Origin of the sequence: Pseudomonas putida (genome assembly GCF_004357765.1) — a bacterium.
In the GTDB taxonomy this organism is placed as follows: Bacteria; Pseudomonadota; Gammaproteobacteria; order Pseudomonadales; family Pseudomonadaceae; genus Aquipseudomonas; species Aquipseudomonas putida_U.
Window position 1 is genome coordinate 146,896 of sequence record NZ_SMTE01000001.1, and the last position, 19,374, is coordinate 166,269.

Below are 19,374 nucleotides of genomic sequence, written 5' to 3' on the forward strand. Positions count from 1 at the left end.
ATACGGGCTCAGGCCTAGGGTGCCGCGATGGCGCCAGGGGGCCTTGATTTTTATCAAGAACGAACCAGCCCGGGCTCCGATAATGGCTTGCATACGCATACCTGCAGCCGCGCCGGGAGGTGCCTGATGAACCCGTATCGCCGGATCCTGCTGATCATGACCGAGGCCCAGGCCAATGCCGCGCTGTCCCGGGCCATGGCCCTGGCGGCGGCGTCTGGTGCCGCCCTTCAGGTGCTGGGTATCCATGAACCCGGCGAACTGCGTCTGCGCCACGAGTTGCAGGCAACCCCGCTGCCTTCCGTTTCCTTCGTGCACTTCAGCACAGAGCTAAAGGCGCTGCTCGACGAACAGCCGGCAAGGGGGGCACGCCCAGGTTTCGAGGCCGTGGAAACCGCCGATCCCCGCGACCTGGTGCCAGCCTGCATCGCCCGCTACGCGCCTGACCTGGTGATCAAGGCCTGCCTGGGCTGTTCCCTGATCGATCAGCTGGCCCGGACCTCGCTTGACCAGGTGCTGTTGCATGCGAGCGAGGTGCCGTTGATGTTCGTGCCAGCGAATGCCCCGGCCATGCCAGGTAACGTGATGGTTGCGGTGGATGTCTCGCAACCCTCGCCGCTCAATGACGCGCTGGTCGTTGCCGGTCAGCAACTGGCGATGCAATGCCAGGGCCAGTTGCATCTGCTTTCGGCGTACGACCTGCCAATCGCCATGCTGGCCAACCCTGACCTCGCCGGCCCGTGGGCGGACGAAGTGCGTGAATCACTGCAGTTGCCGTTCGATGCGTTGGCCGATGCCCATGGCATCGCCCACAGTCATCGGTTCTTCAGCGAAGGGGCGCCGTTGCGCGTCATCAAATCCCATATCGCTGCGCTGGGAGCCGACGTGGTGGTGGTCGGCGCCGTGCAGGCCAGGCGTTGGGCCAAGCTGATCGGCGATACCACCGAGCGGCTTGTCAGCCATGCACCGTGCAGCATCCTGACCATCAAGCCCGCACCCGGCCGTTGAATCAGGCGTAATCGCCGGTTCGGCCATGGCGTACCACCTCCACGCAGAATTGACCTTCGTAGGGTGGAACATGGCATTCGACGATATCCTGCGCCGCTACCTGCAGGTGGATGCCGACGATATCGGCATGCACCGGTTGGCGGCAGATGTGGCGGTCGACAAGTACCGCGCTGATGATGTGGCGCGCACCCAGTTCGGCAAAGTAGGCACAGGTGCGTAGCAGAGAGTGCCCTTCGTAGAGCACGTCATCGACCACCAGCAAGGTGGTTGCGGCCAGGTCGAGCTTGGCCAGTTCCGGGTTCTCGGTGAGTTGGGTATGGGCATGGAGGAGGCTCAGGTCGTCCGCGTAGCGCTTGACCTTGATCGGGTAGAGCGGCAATGGCGCAGCACCGGTCAGTGCTTGCAGGTGCAGTTGCAGGCGCTGCGCCAACGGCTCACCTCGCCGCTGAATGCCTATCAGCGCCACTTCGGACGCAGGCAGGCGTGCCAAGGCCTGACGGGCCATCGAGCGCAGCACGCTGTCCAGATCGTCTTCCTCATACAGGCGGACCCTCGATGGAGCGGGGCGATTCATGGAGTTTTTCCTTTATTGGATAACGCTGTCCGCAATGCTACCCGTGCTCCTTGAGGTGGGCTTGATAAAAGCCAAGTGATAGCCAGCCGAGTCACGGCCAGGTGCCTGAGTTTCCCGGTTCTGATCCAGGTCAAACAGGCAGCTCAAAGGCGGGCTACGGTCAGGATTAATACTTTCGAGGCTGAGCCATGAATATCTATGAGGCGATTCGCGAGCGTCGCTCGACCCGTGAATTCACCGCCGAACCTGTCGAGCAGCATCTGATCGTCCGCCTGATCGAAGCCGCGGCACAGGCACCGAGCGCGATGAACCTGCAACCTTGGGTGTTCACCGTGGTACGCGACCAGGCACTTCTGCAGCAGGTATCGTCCGATGCGAAAGCGTACCTGGCGAAGCACTGTGGCGATCAGTTGCCTGAATCCTTGCAAGCCATGTTGAATGATGAGCGCTTTCAGATCTTCTACCATGCTCCTGCGCTCATCGTGATCGCTGCGAAGACGGCCAGTGACTGGGCCGTTGAAGACTGCGCGCTGGCCGCGCAGAACCTGATGCTCGCGGCGCATGCCGAAGGCCTGGGCAGTTGCTGGATAGGGCTGGCGCAGCGTTATCTCGCCACGCCGGCTGGCAGGCAGGCTTTGCACTTGCCCGATGAATGCGCCCCTGTCGCACCGGTGATTGTAGGTTATCCCCGCTCAGTGGCAGCTGAAGTGCAGCGCAAGGCGCCGGAGATTCACTGGATCGGTTGACGCGCCGTGGACCTCGTATCTGCAGGCTCACCGCGCGAGCGAGGTCACACCATGACCCTCCCTGAGCGCTTTCCACTGGGAATTATTGAACCCGTCGCCAACCTCGTACTTGGCTATGTGCGGCAAATTCCAGGCGTTGCGCAGGCGACAATCGCCGGAAGCATACGTCGCATGCGCGATACGGTAGGCGATATCGACATACTCATCGAAGCCGAGGCCGGCGCGGATATCATCGCGCAATTCTTGCGCTTCCCAGACATCGCAGAAGCGCTGAGCAAGGGGCCCGTGCGCGCCAGTGTCCGCTTGAAATCCGGGCTGCAAGTGGACGTTAGGTTAGTAGTGCCGGCCGTGCATGGAGCTGCTTTGCTCTATTTCACGGGCAGTAAGGAACACAACATAGCGATCCGAAGCAGGGCGCGGTCCCTCAGCCTCAAGCTGAATGAGTATGGTGTATTCGATGGTGATCGCTGCTTGGCTTGCGGCACCGAAGCCGATGTTTACAAGGCACTCGGCTTACCGTGGATTGCTCCGGAACTGCGTGAAAATGCGGGTGAGCTCAAGGCGGCCGAGCAGGGCCTGCTACCCAATCTCCTCGAGGCAACTGATCTGAAGGGCGATCTGCACGTGCGCACGCGGGTATCAGGCGCTGGCGATGCGATGGAGGAAGTGGCCCTGGCTGCACGTGCAATGGGGTTGGAATATCTGGCGATAGCAGACGGCTTAAGGTCTCTGCATCTTCCCATGGGGCTTGACCTCGAAGGCCTGCGGCAGCAGATGGACAAGATCGATGCTCTAAACTCGCGTCTGCAAGGTTTCACGCTTCTCAAAGGTGCCGAAGCCAGTATCCTCGAGGATGGCAGCCTGGGTATCCCTGACCTTTTGCTTGAGCGCCTGGACCTCGTGGTCGCTGCGGTGCACGCCCCCCTGAAACTCACGCCACGGCAGCAGACACTGCGTCTGCAACGTGCAATAGCACACCCCTGTGTCGCTATTCTGGCGCACCCGCTCTGTCGTTTGATCAATGAAGTCGATGGGCTGGAATTTGACATGGCGGCGATCCTCGATACAGCTGTCGAGCGTGGCTGTGCCCTGGAACTGAACGCCCAGCCGTTGCGTATGGACCTGCCTGATCGTTATTGCCGTCAGGCCAAAGAGCGCGGTGTGTTGATCAGTGTCAGTGCCGATGCTGGCAACGCGGACGAACTGGCCCGTTTGCGTTATGGGGTGGGTCAGGCACGGCGAGCCTGGTTAGAGCCTGAGAACGTGCTCAATACTCGTTCGATACATGAACTTCGTCATTGGTTGACAGCACTGCGCTGAGCAACGGGTAGATGTGGCGTGTCTGGAAAGCCCACGACTCTATCGGGAGTGCATGATGGACAACAGCAATCTTGATACTGCCGCGAGTCCCGCCATTGCGGCAAAGGGCTTGAGCAAGTGGTTTGGTGATGACGCTGCTCGCATCAAAGCCGTCGACGACGTGACATTGAGCGTGCGGTTCGGCGAAATGGTCTACATCGTGGGGCCTTCAGGCAGCGGCAAGACCACGCTGTTGAGCATGCTCTCGGGCATTTTGCGCCCCGACACTGGCAGTGTCGTCATCAATGGCCAGGACATCTGGGCCCTGGATGCCAACCAATTGGCCGAATTGCGGCTGCAGCAGTTCGGTTTCGTGTTCCAGGACTATCACCTGTTCAGCAAACTCACCTGTGCCGAGAACGTGGCGATTCCGCTGATCCTCAGGTATCAGCCTTGGCGCACGGCACTTGCCGCAGCCCGGCAAGTGCTGGGCATCGTCGGGCTTGCCGAACGTGCTGAGCTGACGCCAGCAAAACTGTCCGGCGGCGAACAACAACGGGTGGCCATCGCACGGGCGATGGTTGGCCAGCCTGGCCTGCTCATTCTGGACGAGCCAACGGCATCGCTTGACGGTGACACCGGCAAACTCATCATCGCCTTCGTCAGGGAGCATGTGCTTAGCCCACGCTGCTGTGTACTGATCGTCACTCATGACACCCGCATCGAACGCTATGCCGATCGAATCGTGCATATGGAGGATGGCCGGGTCATGGAAAGTGACCGGGTGCGACCGTGAAAAGGCCCTGGCTGTTGGCATTGGCTCCGCTAGGTGTAGTGGCCGGGTTGATCGCAGCGTTTCTGTTTGCACGCACGCCTCGTCCATTGCCGCCGGCGTTCCCGCCCGCCAGCAGCAGTTTCCAGGCGGCCATCTATGCCAATGGCATCATCGAGAGTGAGCAGGCCGGGGGGAGCGATATCGTCATTTTCCCCCAGGTAGCGGCCCCGGTTACCCGCATCTTGGTGCATGAAGGGCAGGCGGTAAGCCGTGACTCGCCGTTGGTGACCCTGGATGACGCTGTGCCTCGGGCGAACCTTGAGCTGGCGCAGGCAAACCTGGCCATTGCCCGCGACCAGTATGCCAAACGCCTGGCAGCCTATGGCATTGATGCCAGGTCGATCAGCAAGGACGCCCTGGACACCGCAAAGAACCAGGCCGCCCAGGCCCAGGCCGCGTTCAAGGCCGCTGCCGCCGAATTGGCCCGCTATGTGATCAAGGCGCCCAGCGACGGCATTGTGGTCACCATCAACAGTGCCGTAGGCAGCTATGTATCGCCGCAGGGGGCCTACAGCATCCACACTCATGGCTTCAACCCCTTGCTGGTGATGACCAGCGCGCAGGATCGCCTGGTGGTGCGGTGTTACGTCGATGAGATACTGATCGGCAAATTGCCGCCTGTTGACCGGATCCAGGCCGAGATGACCGTGCGCGGGACGCACATCAGGGTACCGCTGGAGTTCGTGCGGGTTCAGCCCTATGTCACGCCCAAGATCGAGCTGTCCAATCAACGGCAGGAACGGGTGGACCTGCGCGTGCTGCCTGTGCTTTTTCGTTTTGAGAGCAAGGCACTGCCCCCGGTCTATCCAGGACAGCTGGTGGACGTTTTCATCAGCCGGAAAACACCATGAGCCGTTTGCGACGCAGGCTGCCGGCCGCATGCGGTGGGGCGCTTTGTGTGCTGCTCATGATAGACAGCTGCACGGTCGGGCCCGACTTCACCGCACCTGAGGCCCCCGATCGACAGCTGTATTGGCAGGGCACCCTTGCCGACCCGATCGAAGCACAGGGGCAGAGCCAGGATTTCGTGCTTGGTGGCGACCTGCAATGGGACTGGTGGACACTGTTCCGCTCGCCGGCGCTGGATGCTTTGGTTAGGCAAGCCATTTCCCGCAATCCCAGCTTGCGGGCGGCTGAAGCCAGCCTGCGGCAGAGTCAGGACCTGCTGAAGGCCGGTCAGGGTGTCTACTACCCGCAAGTGAGCGGTCGTTTTGCCGGATCTCGTCAGCAGGGCAACGCCGGGCAGCCGGGACTTGCCACGGTGGATTCGATATTCAATGTTGTGACCCTCAGTGGCAAGGTCAGCTATGCGCTCGATTTGTTCGGCGGTGAACGGCGGGCAGTGGAGGGCCTGCAAGCGCAGGTCGATGTGCAGGCCGATCGCCTGCGCGCTGCGTTTCTTGCCCTGACAGCGAACGTGGTCAGCACCGCCATTGCCCGTGCGGCTTATGCGGCGCAAATGCAGGCCTCCGAGCAACTGATAGCCTTGCAGCAACAGCAACTGGAGGTGACCCAGGTGCAGGTTCGCAGCGGCACTCTCGCCGATTCGGCGCAATCCAGCCTCAGAAGCCTGATCGCGACCAACCAGGCGCAGCTGGCTGACCTGAGGCAACGGTATACCCAGTCGGGTCATCTGCTGGCGCTATTGGGGGGCTCGGCACCGAACCAGATGCTGCTGCCTGATATCAGCTTGGGCAGTTTGTCGCTACCGCACGACTTACCGGTCAGTTTGCCCTCGGTCCTGGTGCGTCAACGTCCCGACATACGGGTGGCCGAAGCGCAGCTGCATCAGGCGAGCGCCGACATCGGAGTGGCCACTGCCGCGATGTTCCCCAGTTTCACGCTGTCGGCGCAGTACGGTACGGCCGGCACTGCCATGAGCTCGCTGTTTTCGAAACGCTTCTGGTCGATTGGCCCCTCCATCGATTTCCCGCTGTTCGAAGGTGGGCGACTGTGGTTTGGCCGTGAAGCAGCCCGGGAGGGCTATCGGCAGGCCGCTGCTTCCTACCGGCAAGTCGTGCTGTCAGCATTTGCGCAGGTCGCGGACGTGCTCGACGCCTTGCAACTGGACGCTGTGGCTCTGCAAAAACGCAGCGAGTCAGCCGCGGCGGCTGAAGCGGCGCTGCAAGCGGTGCAGGCCAGCTACCGGGCAGGGCTGGTGCCCTATGTCGATGTGCTGGTCGCCGATGTGCAATTGCAACAGGCCAACATGTTATTGCTCGATGCTTCAGCTCAGCGGCGCCAAGACACGGTCGCGTTGTACGTCGCGCTCGGTGGTGGTTGGTGGCATACGCCTCAAGTCGGCAGCGGGGGAGAGGCGCCATGAAATATGCAGGGATCCTGCGCATCGGCTACAAGCTGTTGGTCAACGACCGGGCCAAGTTTTCCGCGCTGCTGGTTGGCTTGACGTTCTCGGTATTCCTGATGATGCAGATGACGGCCATGTTTGCCGGCATTCTGACCAGGGCCTATTCGACGGTCACCAACATCGGTGCGCCGATGTGGGTGATGGATCCAGCGGTCAACACGCCGACTGCGGTCATTGCGTTGCCGGACTATCTGCTGGATGCGGTGCGCAGCATGGAGCAGGTGGAGTATGCCGTGCCGGTGTTCATCGGCAATGCCCAGGCCCGGTTGGCCGATGGCACGTACCAGATCGTCAGTGTGGTGGGGCTGGACGATACCAGCCTCTATGGGCGCCCGGAGCTGGAGCAGGGCGCCATCGAGGCGCTCTACGGCGAAAACGCCTTCATCGTCGTTCATGACTCGGAGTTCAGCAAGCTCGGCAGCCCCACGCTAGGCACCGAGTTCGAACTCAATGATCATCGCGGCACCGTGGTCGGCATCGCCAAGGTGTTGTCCAGCGGGCTGATCGGCGTCCCGACCCTCTACACCACCTACCGGCGAGCAATCGAATACATACCGACTGCGCGATTCACGATTTCCTACATTCTGGTCAAGCCGAGAACTGCGCCTGGGGCCATGCAAATTCGCCAGGAGGTCGCCCAGTTGGGCTATCTCGCGCTGACCAAGGCCCAGTTCAACCAGCGGATCGCGGATTACTACATCTACCAGACGGGCGTGGGTACTAATATCCTGCTGATGACACTGATCAGCTTCCTGGTGGGTTTATCCATCTCAGGACAGACGTTCTACAGTTTCATCCTCGAGAACCTGGACAAGTTCGCGGCACTCAAGGCCATGGGGGCGAAAGCCCAGGATCTGGTACTGATGATTCTGTTCATGGCGATCTCGTGCGCATTGACCGGGTATGGATTGGGCGTTGGGCTGATGACGGGTGTGATTGTGCTGGTGCGATCGTACCTGCCCAATTACGCCGCCATTGTGACCTTCTGGAACCTGGGCCTGACGTTTGGCCTGGTTTCATTGATTGCCGGCACCTCCAGTTACCTGGGTATTCGCAAAGTGCTGCGGGTGGAGCCGTTCGAGATTTTTCGTTCTTGAGGCATGGGCCATGACCGTTGCCGGCACGTGAGATCTTCATTACCTGCATTGTTGACCTAGGATAACTTCTGCCGCCTTTCAGATCGTCGCGTTGCACGTGCAGTGATAGCGTTGGTACATACGCTTTTGATCCGGAGGCGTGGCATGTATCAGAACCTGGCTGTTCTGGCCGCCTTGCTGGTACTGTACGCCAGCCTGGCCGGCGCGCTTGAATCCAAACCGGTCAATGGGCCGCTGTTGTTCCTGCTGGCGGGCCTGGCGGCAGGTCCCTCCGGGCTTGGGCTGTTGAACCTTTCGCTGGACCGCAACGATCTTCGCTTGCTGGCCGAGCTTACCCTCGCCATCGTGCTGTTCAACGATGCCGCCAAGGCCGACCTGGCCCAATTGCGTCAATCCCGTAGCCTGCCGCTGCGCCTGCTGACCCTGGGGCTGCCGCTGACATTGATTGCAGGCTGGCTTGCCGCTTGGCTGCTGTTCCCGCAGATGCCCTGGCTGGAGATGGCGCTGTTGTCGACGATACTGGCGCCGACCGATGCCGCCCTTGGCAAGGCGGTTGTGAGCAACCCCGAGGTGCCGGCCAATGTGCGCGAGAGCCTGAATGTCGAAAGCGGGTTGAACGACGGCATTTGCGTGCCGGTACTGCTCCTACTGCTGACATTGTTGATGGAGGCTCACTCGACGATGCCTTTTGCCTTGGCGGGCTATTTCTTCCTGGAGGAGCTGGGAATCGGTGCTCTCTCGGGCGCGGCGCTTGCGCTGTTGGTGGGCGGACTGTTTCGTCTGTCACAACGCCATTGCCCGCAGATCGAGGCCTGGCGGCAATGGGTAATGCCCGCGCTAACATTGCTGAGCTTCGCCTGCGCCCAAGCACTGGGGGGCAGCGGCTTCATCGCCGCGTTCTGCGCAGGGCTGATGACAAGTAGCCTGTTCAACCGGGAAACGCAGCCGTTGCTCGTCACCGGCGAGTCGTGCGGTGAGGCTCTGTCGCTGCTGACCTGGGTTGTGTTTGGAGCCTACGTAGCGCCCAAGGCTGCGCAGATCATGGCGCCCTCAGTCTGGTTCTACGCACTTGCGAGCCTGTCGCTGGTGCGGATGCTGCCTGTCTGGCTCAGCCTGGCGGGGAGCACCCTCAGCGCTGAGAGCCGCTTGTTCATTGGTTGGTTCGGCCCCCGAGGCCTCGCGTCCATCGTGTTCGCGATATTGATACTTGATGCGCCGTTGCAGGAGGGTGGCACGATCATCGCGTGCACCATCGCGTGCGTCCTGCTAAGCGTGGTGTTGCACGGTTTGAGTGCATTGCCGGGGGCACGGCGGCTGGGACGCCGCGTTCGGGAATGAGGGCGTGGCAGGCGTTCGAAAGTAAAATACAGCTTCAAGATAAAGCCGGTTCATTTCTGCAGCCCGACAAAGAGCGCTGAGATGTTTGTAGATATGGCAGCCTTCACACCGTGGTCGGCACTGGCCGGTGGCGCACTGATCGGCTTGGCCGCCGGGCTTTTCGTGGTGGCAAACGGGCGCATTGCCGGTATCAGTGGTCTGCTCGGCTCGCTGTCGCAACGCACGGGAGAAGGGCGAGGCGAGAAGCTGTTCTTCTTGCTGGGCATCATTGCGGCGCCACTGATGTGGCGAGCGTTCTCGGCGATGCCCCCGGTGCATTTCAATACGGCCCCAGGGTTACTCATGGTCGCGGGGTTTCTGGTGGTGGTGGGTACCCGCTATGGCAGTGGCTGCACCAGTGGCCATGGTGTGTGCGGCCTGTCTCGCCTGTCCCCTCGCTCGGCGGTGGCTACGTTGTGCTTCATGGCCACCGGCTTTGCCACCGTCCCCGTGGTTCGGCAACTTTATCCAGGAGCATGAAATGACCCGGATCAGCGCATTCATCGCGGGATTGCTGTTCGGCATAGGGTTGCTGCTGTCAGGGATGGCGAACCCCGCCAAGGTATTGGGGTTTCTCGACGCACAAATCGGCTTCGATGACTTGTTGAATCGCCTCGGTCACGCGCTTGAAGGGCCTTCAGGCAGCCGCCTGGCAGAAACCATCCGCAAGCAGTATCCGATCGCGCTGCATGATCGGTGACCCGAAGCAGCCTATCTACTCCTTCCGTGGTGCGGACATCTATACCTATCTCCAGGCGCGCAAGGCCACTGCTGGCCGGCATTACACGCTCGGCACCAATTACCGTTCGAGCAAGGCGATTGTGGAGGCGTCAAAACGGATCAGCCCTTCACGCGCAGCAGAAAATAGGAAACAGAGGATGCTCGGATTTTTTGATAGGACTAGAGGAATCTCTTCTTGAAGAGAATCTTCACCAAGATCACAATCCTGCCCTCAAGGAGAAACAGTTGCGATGGTGAAGAGAGAGGTTCGGCCATTCATCGAAGCTTTACCGGTCCGAGCAGTGTCCTTCGGGAAATAGACACCACCTTATATGAAATATGCATGAGGCATTTTCCTGGTTAGTGCAAGCCGCCTTGAACTAGATCAAAGTCCGCTCAGTGCGGGTTTCGTTAGTGGCGAGAGGTGGTGTATTCCCGTCTGCAGACAGTTTATAGGATATAAGTCATGCGATACAAGAAATGCATTTGGAAACGTGGTTCGATTTTTATTTCGATATTGATGCTGTCCGGCTGTTCCACGATGGCAAATCTAAAATCTTTTACCACGGCATACCATGAGCCGTCGGCTACGACCTCAAGTAGGCTAAGAGTTATAACCGATCAAACGGTTCGCTTGATACCAGATAGTCCCTGTATTGATTGGTCCTTGCCTGGTGCTGGAATAGTTAATTCAAGGTCATTGGCTGTTGCAAATAGTCGTAAGTTCAATGATCGCATACTGGGAGTGCCGGGTGGTGATCAAGCAAAAAATAGCTCAGAGGTTTATATTCAGCCGGGCAGTCCGATTGTTCTAGTTTATGCAGGGGTACCATCAAGCCGAAGGTATCAGTGCTTTACCAGCCTTAACTTTATTCCAGAGGCCGGAGCTGATTATGAGGCAATTACTGGTTTGTGTTACATCAAAATCGCAAAGATCGTCAAGGATGAGGGGGCAGGAGAGATCCGTCGCGAAACTGTTGTAAACCGCAAAGCCGAGATTTGCTCCCCTTGAAGGAAGGGGAGGGTCAATCGACTAGGCGACCGATGTACTGCCCTGATGGTAGGAGGTCATGGCCGTATTGTTCGAGGGCAAGGTACCAGCGACCGCTTGGATGCCGGTTCGAGGCAGTGACCGAGCGGCTTACTAGGCGGGTGCCGTTCCAGTAGACCTTGGACGGTGAACTGCTGGCCAGCGCGGTCGTCGACTTCGATGAACACCGATTGCCGACAGGTGCGACAAGTCCAGGTGCTCTTATCAAGGTCAGTACGGCGTATGATCCGCAGGGCAACTGTAGTGCTGGAGATGAGCAGCGGGCAGTCGAAAAGTCATAGAAGCCGCTCCAGGTCTGAATAGCTAGTCAAGCTGAAACCATGCTCGGCCAGCGCCTGCGCTTGGGAAGAACTTGCTGGGCAGGTTGCTGTCTTCGTCATTCTTGTCGGTGCGTAGGACCGTGAGTTTTAATCATTACCTGGACTAGTCCTTCCGCAGTGGGGCCTGCGCTGCCTCCACGGTGGCAGGCGTTACAGTGCGTGGCGCAGCCACGCATAGGGCTACTGGCCGTTAGCTTTTTCATTTTCCGCGCCAGCAGCGCGTGAAGCGTCAAACGGCAGCCGATCTGGGTTTATGACCCAGTCACGGAACCTTCATCGAGCGCATCTGATTACTCTGTATCCAAAGGTAAGCCATAGCGGTCATGTTGAACGCTGGTTTGTGAAATCGGAGGCAGGAAGGTTGAGGCTGTCGCGAAATGAGGCGACTAGCCCTAAGCGTTGTTTCACAAGGGCTCTAGCCGATGCCCTGCCAATTTAAGCGACTTTTCTTGGGATAGTCGCTAGATTAAACATTATTTTTGTGGATTGTCGCCTTATTAAGCATCAACAACAACGAATACCATTTTGTCGAGGATATCTCCCATACGGAGGTAGTTCGGCTTTCATGAAATTAGTCCCAAGGTAGATCAGTAGATTTATTGGCCCTATCTCCGCCCCTGATGTGCGGTCTACCCGGTTGTGGTCGCTTACCCCGGAGGCCGTGGCATGCGCCCACCTAGACAGGCAAAGACGGCGTAGCTGGACACTCGCCCTGCGGCCAAAACAGAATTCTCTGGTCTCCGCACATAACAAGCCGCAATCGCCATCCCTCCTTGCTGGGCAATCTAGCTCGGTGGAAGCCTTTTTGCGCAGAGTGTTATGGGTTGGTGGCTGCATCTGTTGTACCCCCAATAAGTGATCCGTTTCGTCCAGCTTTCTCGAGGGCTCCCCCCGGTGGCTTCGCCTACTGCGATGCAGGGCCCTAGGGCTACTTTTCCTTTGAAACTAAGGACGAACGACCCTCTGACAAGCTGAATTTAGTAAATGCATTTTGGATTGAGCATGTACCGAGATGAAGCCTTAATGAAATTCCGTCGTTCCCGTTTCAATTGGAGGCTTCTGTCTCGATTTACTCAGTGAGTTGTGCGTCAACCTTGTACTTTTTAATGCTTGAGCTTTCAATTTCGGCATGGCGTTTTGGGTTGCGCTTTATACGTCTATTGCTTAGTGGGTTTTGATCACGATTTACCTTCGCCTATCAAAAAAGTTGCATTCGCAGGCTTGACACAAAGCCAAAATGGAAGTTAAAAATGAAAAAGCATTTAACTTCGCGCTCAGGTAGATGGGTATCACCTGATGGTTTCAAAGCATGTCCATAGGGGCTCTACAGGTGTACTTTTCAATTTCATAATCCTTGGTTCAAAGCTATGACCGATACTTCAGAAGATTTGTGGGGGGGCTTAAATAGCTTTACGCCGCTAGAGGAGATAGGGCGACATAAGCTCGGAAGTGAGCGCTTTACGGTAATTAGCCTCTTCATTGACGGGAAAATATCAGCCGCTGAAGGCATAAATTTACTAGGCATAGGGAAGCAGTATTTTTATAAGTTGGTAGCAAGGTCTCGAGGGGCACGAAACTACAATAAATTAGTGCCAGGTAAGCGGGGTCGTAAAAGCGGGAGCGATAAACTTGACGCTCGCGTGGAAGCAATTATTGATAAAGCTTTTGATGATTACTATTATGGTATTTCTGCTAGCTATGCGAAAGTTTGGTCGGTATGTCAGTCAGAAGCTGATGCTCAAAAAGTTGTGCGTCCCTCTTACTATACGGTCAGACGAAGGATTAAATCTAAGCCTCCAAGATTATTGTACGAAAGGAAATACGGAAAAGACGCAGCGGAACAAAGATACGGAGCGAGGCCTGGACATAAGAAAACCGACCGCCCACTCCAATGGGTTCAATTCGATCACACCGTCATGGACATATTGTTGGTCGACGAAAATGACCGCCGAGTCATTATTGGCAGGCCCTGGATCAGTTTGGCAATTTGTATCCATACAAGGGTGGTTCTTGGGTTCTATTTGTCTTTATTGCCACCGAGCGCTGTAAGCGTGGCAATGTTAATCGAAAATTGCGTGCTGCCAAAGAATAAGATCTTATTAGCTTTAGGGATGGAGGAGAATCTTTGGCCAGTTCACGGCCTGATGGAAACTATCCATACTGATAATGCTAAGGAATTCATATCTGATGTGCTGGTACTGAACTGCAAGCACTATGGAATTGACGTAAGGCATCGCAATGTAGGAAAAAAACATCAAGGAGGACATATCGAGAGTTTGATTGGAAAGTTCATGACAACCAAAGTGCATTTTTTGCCAGGAACAACGGGTTCAAACGTAATCGACCGGAAGTCATATGGCAGTGAAAAACGCGCATCAATGACGTTTAGTGCACTACGCAAGTTCATGATTTATCAAGTGTGCGCATATCATGAGACCAAGCATTCTGGCATTGGGAAAAGCCCTATTGAAGCTTGGAATGATTATTACCGAGATGGGGTGGAACCAAAAAGCATTCCAGAAAAAGACCATGATGGTTTTCGCTTTAGCTTTTATCCAGAGTTTGCCGCAAAACAAATAGTTCCGCAAGGGATAGAGTTATTCCGACGGTTTTATTATGCTCCTGCACTAAAAAATCATATTAGAGAGAAGGTGCTGGTTAAGTATGACCCTTACAACCTTGATGTAATAAGGGTAAAAGTGAATGCAGAATGGTTCGTGGTTCCTTGTGTACGAAACTCTTCTGGCCGACATTCGCATTATGAATATTTTCGGCATCAGAGGCGCATTAAGTCCTTACCAAATGGCACTATGACTAGGCGTGGCAGTGAGGCAGTATATAGTGCAAATCAACTCGTGGTAAGTGAAGTAAAAGCTACGACTAAGGCTAGGCGTCTGAAGAAGGAAAAAGGTCTAGAGCAGCATAATGCTTACTCCATCATTTTAGAAGGCGCGAGCAAAAAAAATAATGAAAGCGCTGAAAATTATTCGAACGTTGCCCGTGGAAGTGCTAGCCAGGTTGAAGGGCATAGAGGGCTGATTGGCGATTCGATGCCTGGGATAGTCTCGAACCTGCGCTCAAGCAATAGTGTAGATTACGAAGATGAGCCGGTTTTGTATTGATCGTTCATTAATGAACGATTAAGTATTTTGTTTTTGCCTTAATCCAATTGTTTTTGCGAGACTATTATGTCCGATTTTTCCCACGTGCATCCCGATAGTCATAGCTATTTTTCGTTAACGGATCATGAGCGAACATTGGTGTGCTGTCAGGATATCTGGGTGCCTCACCCCTCAGTTGAAAACCTAATTGCACGCATGCATGTGATGATGCAGATGACAAATAAAATCAATGCCCCCAGCATGCTAGTAATAGGGCCTGGTGGCTCAGGTAAGACTAGCATGATTGAAGAGTTGAAGAAGCGACATCGTGTTTGGGCGGAGAAAATGGTATTTGTAACAATGCATCAAAGCCCTAATGGCTATTCATTGAAGGAGTTGATACTGCAAGAAATTGGAGTGGGTGTGTCGCGTCGTGCGCGTCTGAATGAGAATATCTCGCCGGAATTGCAATACTTGATTAAAAGTCAAAATATTCGGGCCATCGTTATCGATGAGATTCATGATGCATTGACATTAACAGACTTCCAGCAGCGAATTAACTTGTCATTGTTGAAGAATTTAGCTGGCTCTAACTATGGTCTCTGTGTCTTTGCATTCGGTATTCCAGATGCCGCGCGGGTATTGAGGCGTGATGCTCAGTTGGCCCGCCGGTATGCTGTGCGGTCCCTAAAACAATGGGGGAACGATGGTGAGTTCAGAAGCTTTGTGGCATCGTACATTTTTCGCCTCCCTTTACGGAAGCCGACAAACTTCAAAGACCAGAAGTTATTTCTAAAGATAATGGAGACGGGCCAGGGGCTGACCGATAACATTGTGAAGATCTTACAGGCGGCAGCCATGGCTGCAATCACTGATGGCTCTGAACATATTGCTCATAAGCATCTTGACAACATTGAGTACATTATGGATGACCTATGTATTGCGCTGCGCGACGTCGACCAGCTTGAGCGTGAGGGCGGTTTCGCATGAATAGTAGCTCTCGTATTTCCAAGGCAATCAAAGTTCTCCAAGGACAATACAAGATTGGATATTCGTTCCCTGAATTGACGAATACCATAGAAGAGCTAATGCGAAATACAAATATCACTGCTAAGGGTGTAGTCGTTCACCTAGAGGGCGAACCTGGTTGTGGCTTGTCCGCCAGTCTTGAACATGTGGTTAATAAATTTGGTGTAGAGGCAACTAAGGTCAATTATAATTTTAGCTTCGGCAAGCTATCTTTATTGGATAATTTCGCTATTTCGTTAGCAATAAGATCCCCCTACGAGCACCTGAAAAAAGCTCCCTTATATATGGATCAGTACATAAATGAGGTAGGGTTAAAGCTAGTAGTAGTTGATGACTTGGAGCGCTTCGAAGTCACACATGATAACTCATTGGCCGAATGCTTGGTCGCTATATCGGAAGTCGCAAATGGCCTGGTTGTTCTATATACAACGCACTATCGCCCGCTGGCAAGAAAGATAGAAAAAATTATGAAAGGAAGGGTGAAGTTATTTAGAGTGAGGATGTCGCTCGAGTCAGCTGACCTTTGCAATATCGCATTTAAGTTTTTAAACGCTGCGAATGGTGAAACTAGACAAAGTATTAGGTTTTCTGAATGTGCACTTGAACACATCGAGCAGCAAGCATGCCGGCTCGATGAGTTTGTAAAGATCTTAGAGGTGGCTTACGCATATGCTACTTTAAGAAATGATAGCCTACTCACATTTTCAGGTACTGAAGAAGAGTTTTCAATTCAAGGAAGTCAGTATGTTGAAGTCCGGGCTATGCTCGAATGCTAAAATGATAGCTGGTGAATCACTTTCATCTTGGAGTTATCGGCTATGTCAAATCCCAGAAGTGCAGCAGTATTTACTGCACAATGCTGGGGGTTATGGACGTGGTCCACGATTATTTTTGTCACTTTTTGAATTTGAAAAGCGTGAAGCTCACTGCGACTTAGATTTTATAAGCCCGGACTATAAATGGAAGGTTCTGCCCTTGATTATGGGGCCAGATCTAGAAAGATTCGTCAAGCCTGTGAATGACGCGCCGATGATACCTTGGGGATTTCGACGATCTTATTGCGAAGATTGCATGCGTGAAAATCTTCGATCTAATTGTTCTTTGATGCTCAAGATTGCCTGGCGATACGTATCAAAACCATTTTGTGAAGTGCATGATATGTTGCTTAAGGATGTCCCGCGACAGATAGGTGGCGCGTTGGATGCGCCTCGGGCCATATTTAAATGGAATCATAGTATTGAGAGTAAGAATCTCGGACATGCAGAATATGTTAACAACTGGGCCGATTTGCTAAAAACCGCATGTCGTGTTCAGAAGAAACTCGTAAAGTTACGTAATCTTCAGCATGATAGTTGCATTTATCTTTTTGATAACACAATAATGAGCCTTATGCGGGCTCTTCTTACGCCAGGCATGGATTTGTATCGTCATTCCGGTAGTAACAGACTGCTAGATATTGTGTCCAGTGAAGGTGAGACGCTATACCTTAGCTGCTACTTGCAGCCGTTTAGGGCTTCTGCAGCTTGTCGCGCGCGCGCGCTTTTTTTTATTGGAATATTGCTAGGTTGGGTTAGTCAAAAGGAGGCCTTTAAGTCACTTCGTGGCGATCCTTGGGAATCAGATACGCCGGAAAAAATATGGGGGAGCGTGTATAAATTTGACAAAGAGCTTTATTATTGGCTTAGAAATAGCTTGATCAGATTCCAGACAAGCGCCCTAAGTATTTACACTCCACAGTTCGCATAAGTATTTCATGTACACTTATATAGTTCCGGTTTACGTTACCCTGGGTTTTTACGTCAAGGTGTCGGGTCAGTTCAAGAGACAACATCCGTTTTTATGTTATGTAGTTGACGCGCGCAGCTGCAAAATAGTAGGCCATGCTTTTTCGGTCGGTAAGCCCACGATCAATCTCTATGGTAGAGCAATGCTGGGTGTGCGCGCGGAACAGTTGACTCATTCCTCTGACTCCGCTCATTCCTCTCATTCGTGTGAATTGTTGCGAATTCGCGGTCCTAGTTTTGTTGGTGAACTAGCTGACGTTTTTTGTGATGTTGATAAGCCAGTGATGATATCAAAGATACGCAGATCGCGGAATTTGACATTGATTTCTGAGACGATGTTGGCATCTTTGTTGATGCACCATATTTACGAAGCCTTTTCCGATATTTTCATGGCGCAAGCAGCAACGATGTCTATTGAGGTCGCTACTCTAAATGCTTTATTAAATCAAGCTCTTAGTCGCTGCAATCGATCATTAGATGATTTCCCACACTGGATCACATTGAGTTAGCGGGTAAGGTTTGCCAAACTTCTATTCCAAGCTAATGAAATCGTAGCGTGGTGGGGGAGTTGATGTCCTAATTTCCGCCAGCAAAGCTGTGCAAAAAGAAGGTGCGCTCTCATACTTAGTCTCCATCCTATAAGCTCAATTCTAAGTTGGTCCGTGCTCAAACGAACTACCACTATATTTTAAGTCTGAACGGAAGAGCCCGGCGCTGCTCGAGGCTAGATTAGGAGTGGCTCAGAGATAGATTCCAAGGCTGATCGCGGTTTCAAATGTGGATTTGCTTTGCGAAACACTGTGGCGCCTAGGGTGGCATTGAAGGCCAAGGTCGAGAGCTCTAGGTGCATGTGGGATTCGTGTTTTTTTGTTACGATCACGGCCACCGAAATGATTTTCTTCACTTGGCAAAAAAACTTCATTTTTGAGGTTTTCCTACACTTTTTCTTCACTCGCGTGAACCCACGCGGGGTATTCCAAGCTACGTTCCCGTGGCTTCGACACTGTCCCTGCGGTTCAACGCTTTACAGTAGGCTTGTCCATGAACGATCAAAAAAGCCCCCTTAGTGTCCATTCGAAAGCAGTCGTTTTCCACTCCTGCTACAACACTGTGCTCAGAAAGGTGGACGCACGATACGATATACGCGGTTACGTTTTGGCTCAGATGGTCAAGCTTTGCCTACAGAGCCGCGGTACGCTCCCGCTCGCGTACCGCAGCTTTTATGCGCAGTACGCTCAAGCCGAGGCGATTGCGTTCTTGGAAGCGTGTGTTACCCACTTGTTATTCGGCCCGGCTGGTCGCCTTTCACCACAGGAGTATCACTACCAGAGAGATGCATACCAAAACCCGGGCTAGCCCGTAGCCCGATCAGCAGCATTCTGATGCTCACGTGTAAACGTCGTACTCAAGACGGTAGAGGAAGGCCCATACCTCCATATAGCTTTCATGACTCCAAAGCAAGGTGCATGGGGTGTGGTTGCCAAGACCAAGCGCAGGGCTGATCATCCAACGCTGCGCCAGTTCTCCTTTGCCGAGCACCTCCATTGCTTTTCGAAAAATTTGCCCCTTCCTTGTTAAAAAAGCCCCATGAGCAGAGGTCCAGCAGCTGATTGAGGGCTGCTCGCTAATTCCGTGGATCGTGATACTGTTCATGACAAGTGTTCCAAAGGCTAATGTCGAGAGACTCTGATGACACTATGACGTCAGGCGGGGGTTGCACGCCACCGATCTTGTAGGTAAGCGCAGCGACTTCGGACTGCTATGTCAAAATACCCTGAGTTTATCGAGTTGCGGGGGAGTGTCGCCTAAGGCCAGTCGGTCATGCCGCTAGACCCGCCCCTGAAAGCCCCGTCTGAATGGCGTCCATAGAGCGCACCCGCCACGCCTGCAGTGTAGGGACCGGGCTGAACATCGCTGGCTTCAACACGGGGACCGCACCAGATTCGTGGGTTGGTGGTCTGACTTCAAGCTCCATCGGCGGCGCACAGTCCTGCATCGCCTCTTCCGAGTTGAAATTGCACTTATCGCGGCGACGATAGCGGCCGCTGCGGCATACAGCCTGGTGTAG

16 protein-coding genes and 2 pseudogenes are annotated in these 19,374 nt (G+C 54.4%); 16 read left to right on the top strand and 2 right to left on the bottom strand.

The window, feature by feature from the left end:
• Nucleotides 1-126: 126 nt before the first annotated feature.
• Complete coding sequence (locus E2H86_RS00695) at nucleotides 127-1,005, top strand: universal stress protein (protein ID WP_133323965.1); 879 nt, start codon at nucleotides 127-129, stop codon at nucleotides 1,003-1,005.
• A 1-nt stretch (nucleotide 1,006) separates the two neighbouring features.
• Here the strand turns inward: E2H86_RS00695 and E2H86_RS00700 are convergent, their stop codons facing one another.
• Nucleotides 1,007-1,579 (bottom strand): bifunctional pyr operon transcriptional regulator/uracil phosphoribosyltransferase PyrR, encoded by a 573-nt coding sequence (locus E2H86_RS00700; RefSeq protein WP_133323966.1) that lies wholly within the window; start codon nucleotides 1,577-1,579, stop codon nucleotides 1,007-1,009.
• A 188-nt stretch (nucleotides 1,580-1,767) separates the two neighbouring features.
• Here E2H86_RS00700 and E2H86_RS00705 point away from each other — a divergent pair, with 188 nt between their 5' ends.
• From E2H86_RS00705 to E2H86_RS00775, 15 genes and pseudogenes are all read left to right on the top strand, one after another.
• A complete protein-coding gene (locus tag E2H86_RS00705) occupies nucleotides 1,768-2,325 on the top strand; it encodes a nitroreductase family protein (RefSeq protein ID WP_133323967.1) in 558 nt (185 codons plus the stop codon).
• Between the two features lie 51 nt (nucleotides 2,326-2,376).
• The gene (locus E2H86_RS00710) at nucleotides 2,377-3,645 is read left to right on the top strand and encodes a DNA polymerase III (protein ID WP_133323968.1); all 1,269 of its coding nucleotides are present in this window, start codon (nucleotides 2,377-2,379) and stop codon (nucleotides 3,643-3,645) included.
• Between the two features lie 55 nt (nucleotides 3,646-3,700).
• The gene (locus tag E2H86_RS00715) at nucleotides 3,701-4,420 is read left to right on the top strand and encodes an ABC transporter ATP-binding protein (RefSeq protein WP_133323969.1); all 720 of its coding nucleotides are present in this window, start codon (nucleotides 3,701-3,703) and stop codon (nucleotides 4,418-4,420) included.
• Nucleotides 4,417-5,310 (top strand): biotin/lipoyl-binding protein, encoded by an 894-nt coding sequence (locus E2H86_RS00720; protein WP_133323970.1) that lies wholly within the window; start codon nucleotides 4,417-4,419, stop codon nucleotides 5,308-5,310. The genes E2H86_RS00715 and E2H86_RS00720 overlap by 4 nt, the downstream gene beginning before the upstream one ends.
• Nucleotides 5,307-6,785, top strand: a complete 1,479-nt coding sequence (locus E2H86_RS00725; protein WP_133323971.1) for an efflux transporter outer membrane subunit — start codon at nucleotides 5,307-5,309, stop codon at nucleotides 6,783-6,785. The genes E2H86_RS00720 and E2H86_RS00725 overlap by 4 nt, the downstream gene beginning before the upstream one ends.
• Nucleotides 6,782-7,924: an ABC transporter permease gene (locus E2H86_RS00730; RefSeq protein WP_133323972.1), complete on the top strand. Its 1,143-nt coding sequence runs from the start codon at nucleotides 6,782-6,784 to the stop codon at nucleotides 7,922-7,924. Before E2H86_RS00725 ends, E2H86_RS00730 begins: the two co-directional genes overlap by 4 nt.
• Before the next feature lie 144 nt (nucleotides 7,925-8,068).
• Complete coding sequence (locus E2H86_RS00735; protein WP_133323973.1) at nucleotides 8,069-9,262, top strand: cation:proton antiporter domain-containing protein; 1,194 nt, start codon at nucleotides 8,069-8,071, stop codon at nucleotides 9,260-9,262.
• Between the two features lie 81 nt (nucleotides 9,263-9,343).
• Nucleotides 9,344-9,781 (top strand): YeeE/YedE family protein, encoded by a 438-nt coding sequence (locus tag E2H86_RS00740; protein WP_133323974.1) that lies wholly within the window; start codon nucleotides 9,344-9,346, stop codon nucleotides 9,779-9,781.
• 1 nt (nucleotide 9,782) lies between these two features.
• A pseudogene (locus tag E2H86_RS00745) lies at nucleotides 9,783-9,881 on the top strand (DUF6691 family protein); the annotation flags it as partial.
• Nucleotides 9,882-10,140: pseudogene (locus E2H86_RS00750) on the top strand (UvrD-helicase domain-containing protein); the annotation flags it as partial.
• Nucleotides 10,141-10,487: 347 nt separating this feature from the next.
• Entirely contained in the window at nucleotides 10,488-11,033 is a 546-nt protein-coding gene (locus E2H86_RS00755) for a hypothetical protein (protein WP_133323975.1), read from the top strand.
• A 1,726-nt stretch (nucleotides 11,034-12,759) separates the two neighbouring features.
• Complete coding sequence (locus E2H86_RS00760; protein ID WP_133323976.1) at nucleotides 12,760-14,514, top strand: Mu transposase C-terminal domain-containing protein; 1,755 nt, start codon at nucleotides 12,760-12,762, stop codon at nucleotides 14,512-14,514.
• Between the two features lie 66 nt (nucleotides 14,515-14,580).
• Nucleotides 14,581-15,483, top strand: a complete 903-nt coding sequence (locus E2H86_RS00765) for a TniB family NTP-binding protein (RefSeq protein WP_243744012.1) — start codon at nucleotides 14,581-14,583, stop codon at nucleotides 15,481-15,483.
• Complete coding sequence (locus E2H86_RS00770; RefSeq protein WP_133323977.1) at nucleotides 15,480-16,298, top strand: hypothetical protein; 819 nt, start codon at nucleotides 15,480-15,482, stop codon at nucleotides 16,296-16,298. The genes E2H86_RS00765 and E2H86_RS00770 overlap by 4 nt, the downstream gene beginning before the upstream one ends.
• The gene (locus tag E2H86_RS00775; RefSeq protein ID WP_133323978.1) at nucleotides 16,267-17,268 is read left to right on the top strand and encodes a hypothetical protein; all 1,002 of its coding nucleotides are present in this window, start codon (nucleotides 16,267-16,269) and stop codon (nucleotides 17,266-17,268) included. Before E2H86_RS00770 ends, E2H86_RS00775 begins: the two co-directional genes overlap by 32 nt.
• A gap of 1,424 nt (nucleotides 17,269-18,692) precedes the next feature.
• On the opposite strand, the gene E2H86_RS00785 is transcribed toward E2H86_RS00775, so the two are convergent.
• A complete protein-coding gene (locus E2H86_RS00785) occupies nucleotides 18,693-18,959 on the bottom strand; it encodes an antitoxin Xre/MbcA/ParS toxin-binding domain-containing protein (protein WP_133323980.1) in 267 nt (88 codons plus the stop codon).
• Between the last annotated feature and the right edge of the window lie 415 nt (nucleotides 18,960-19,374).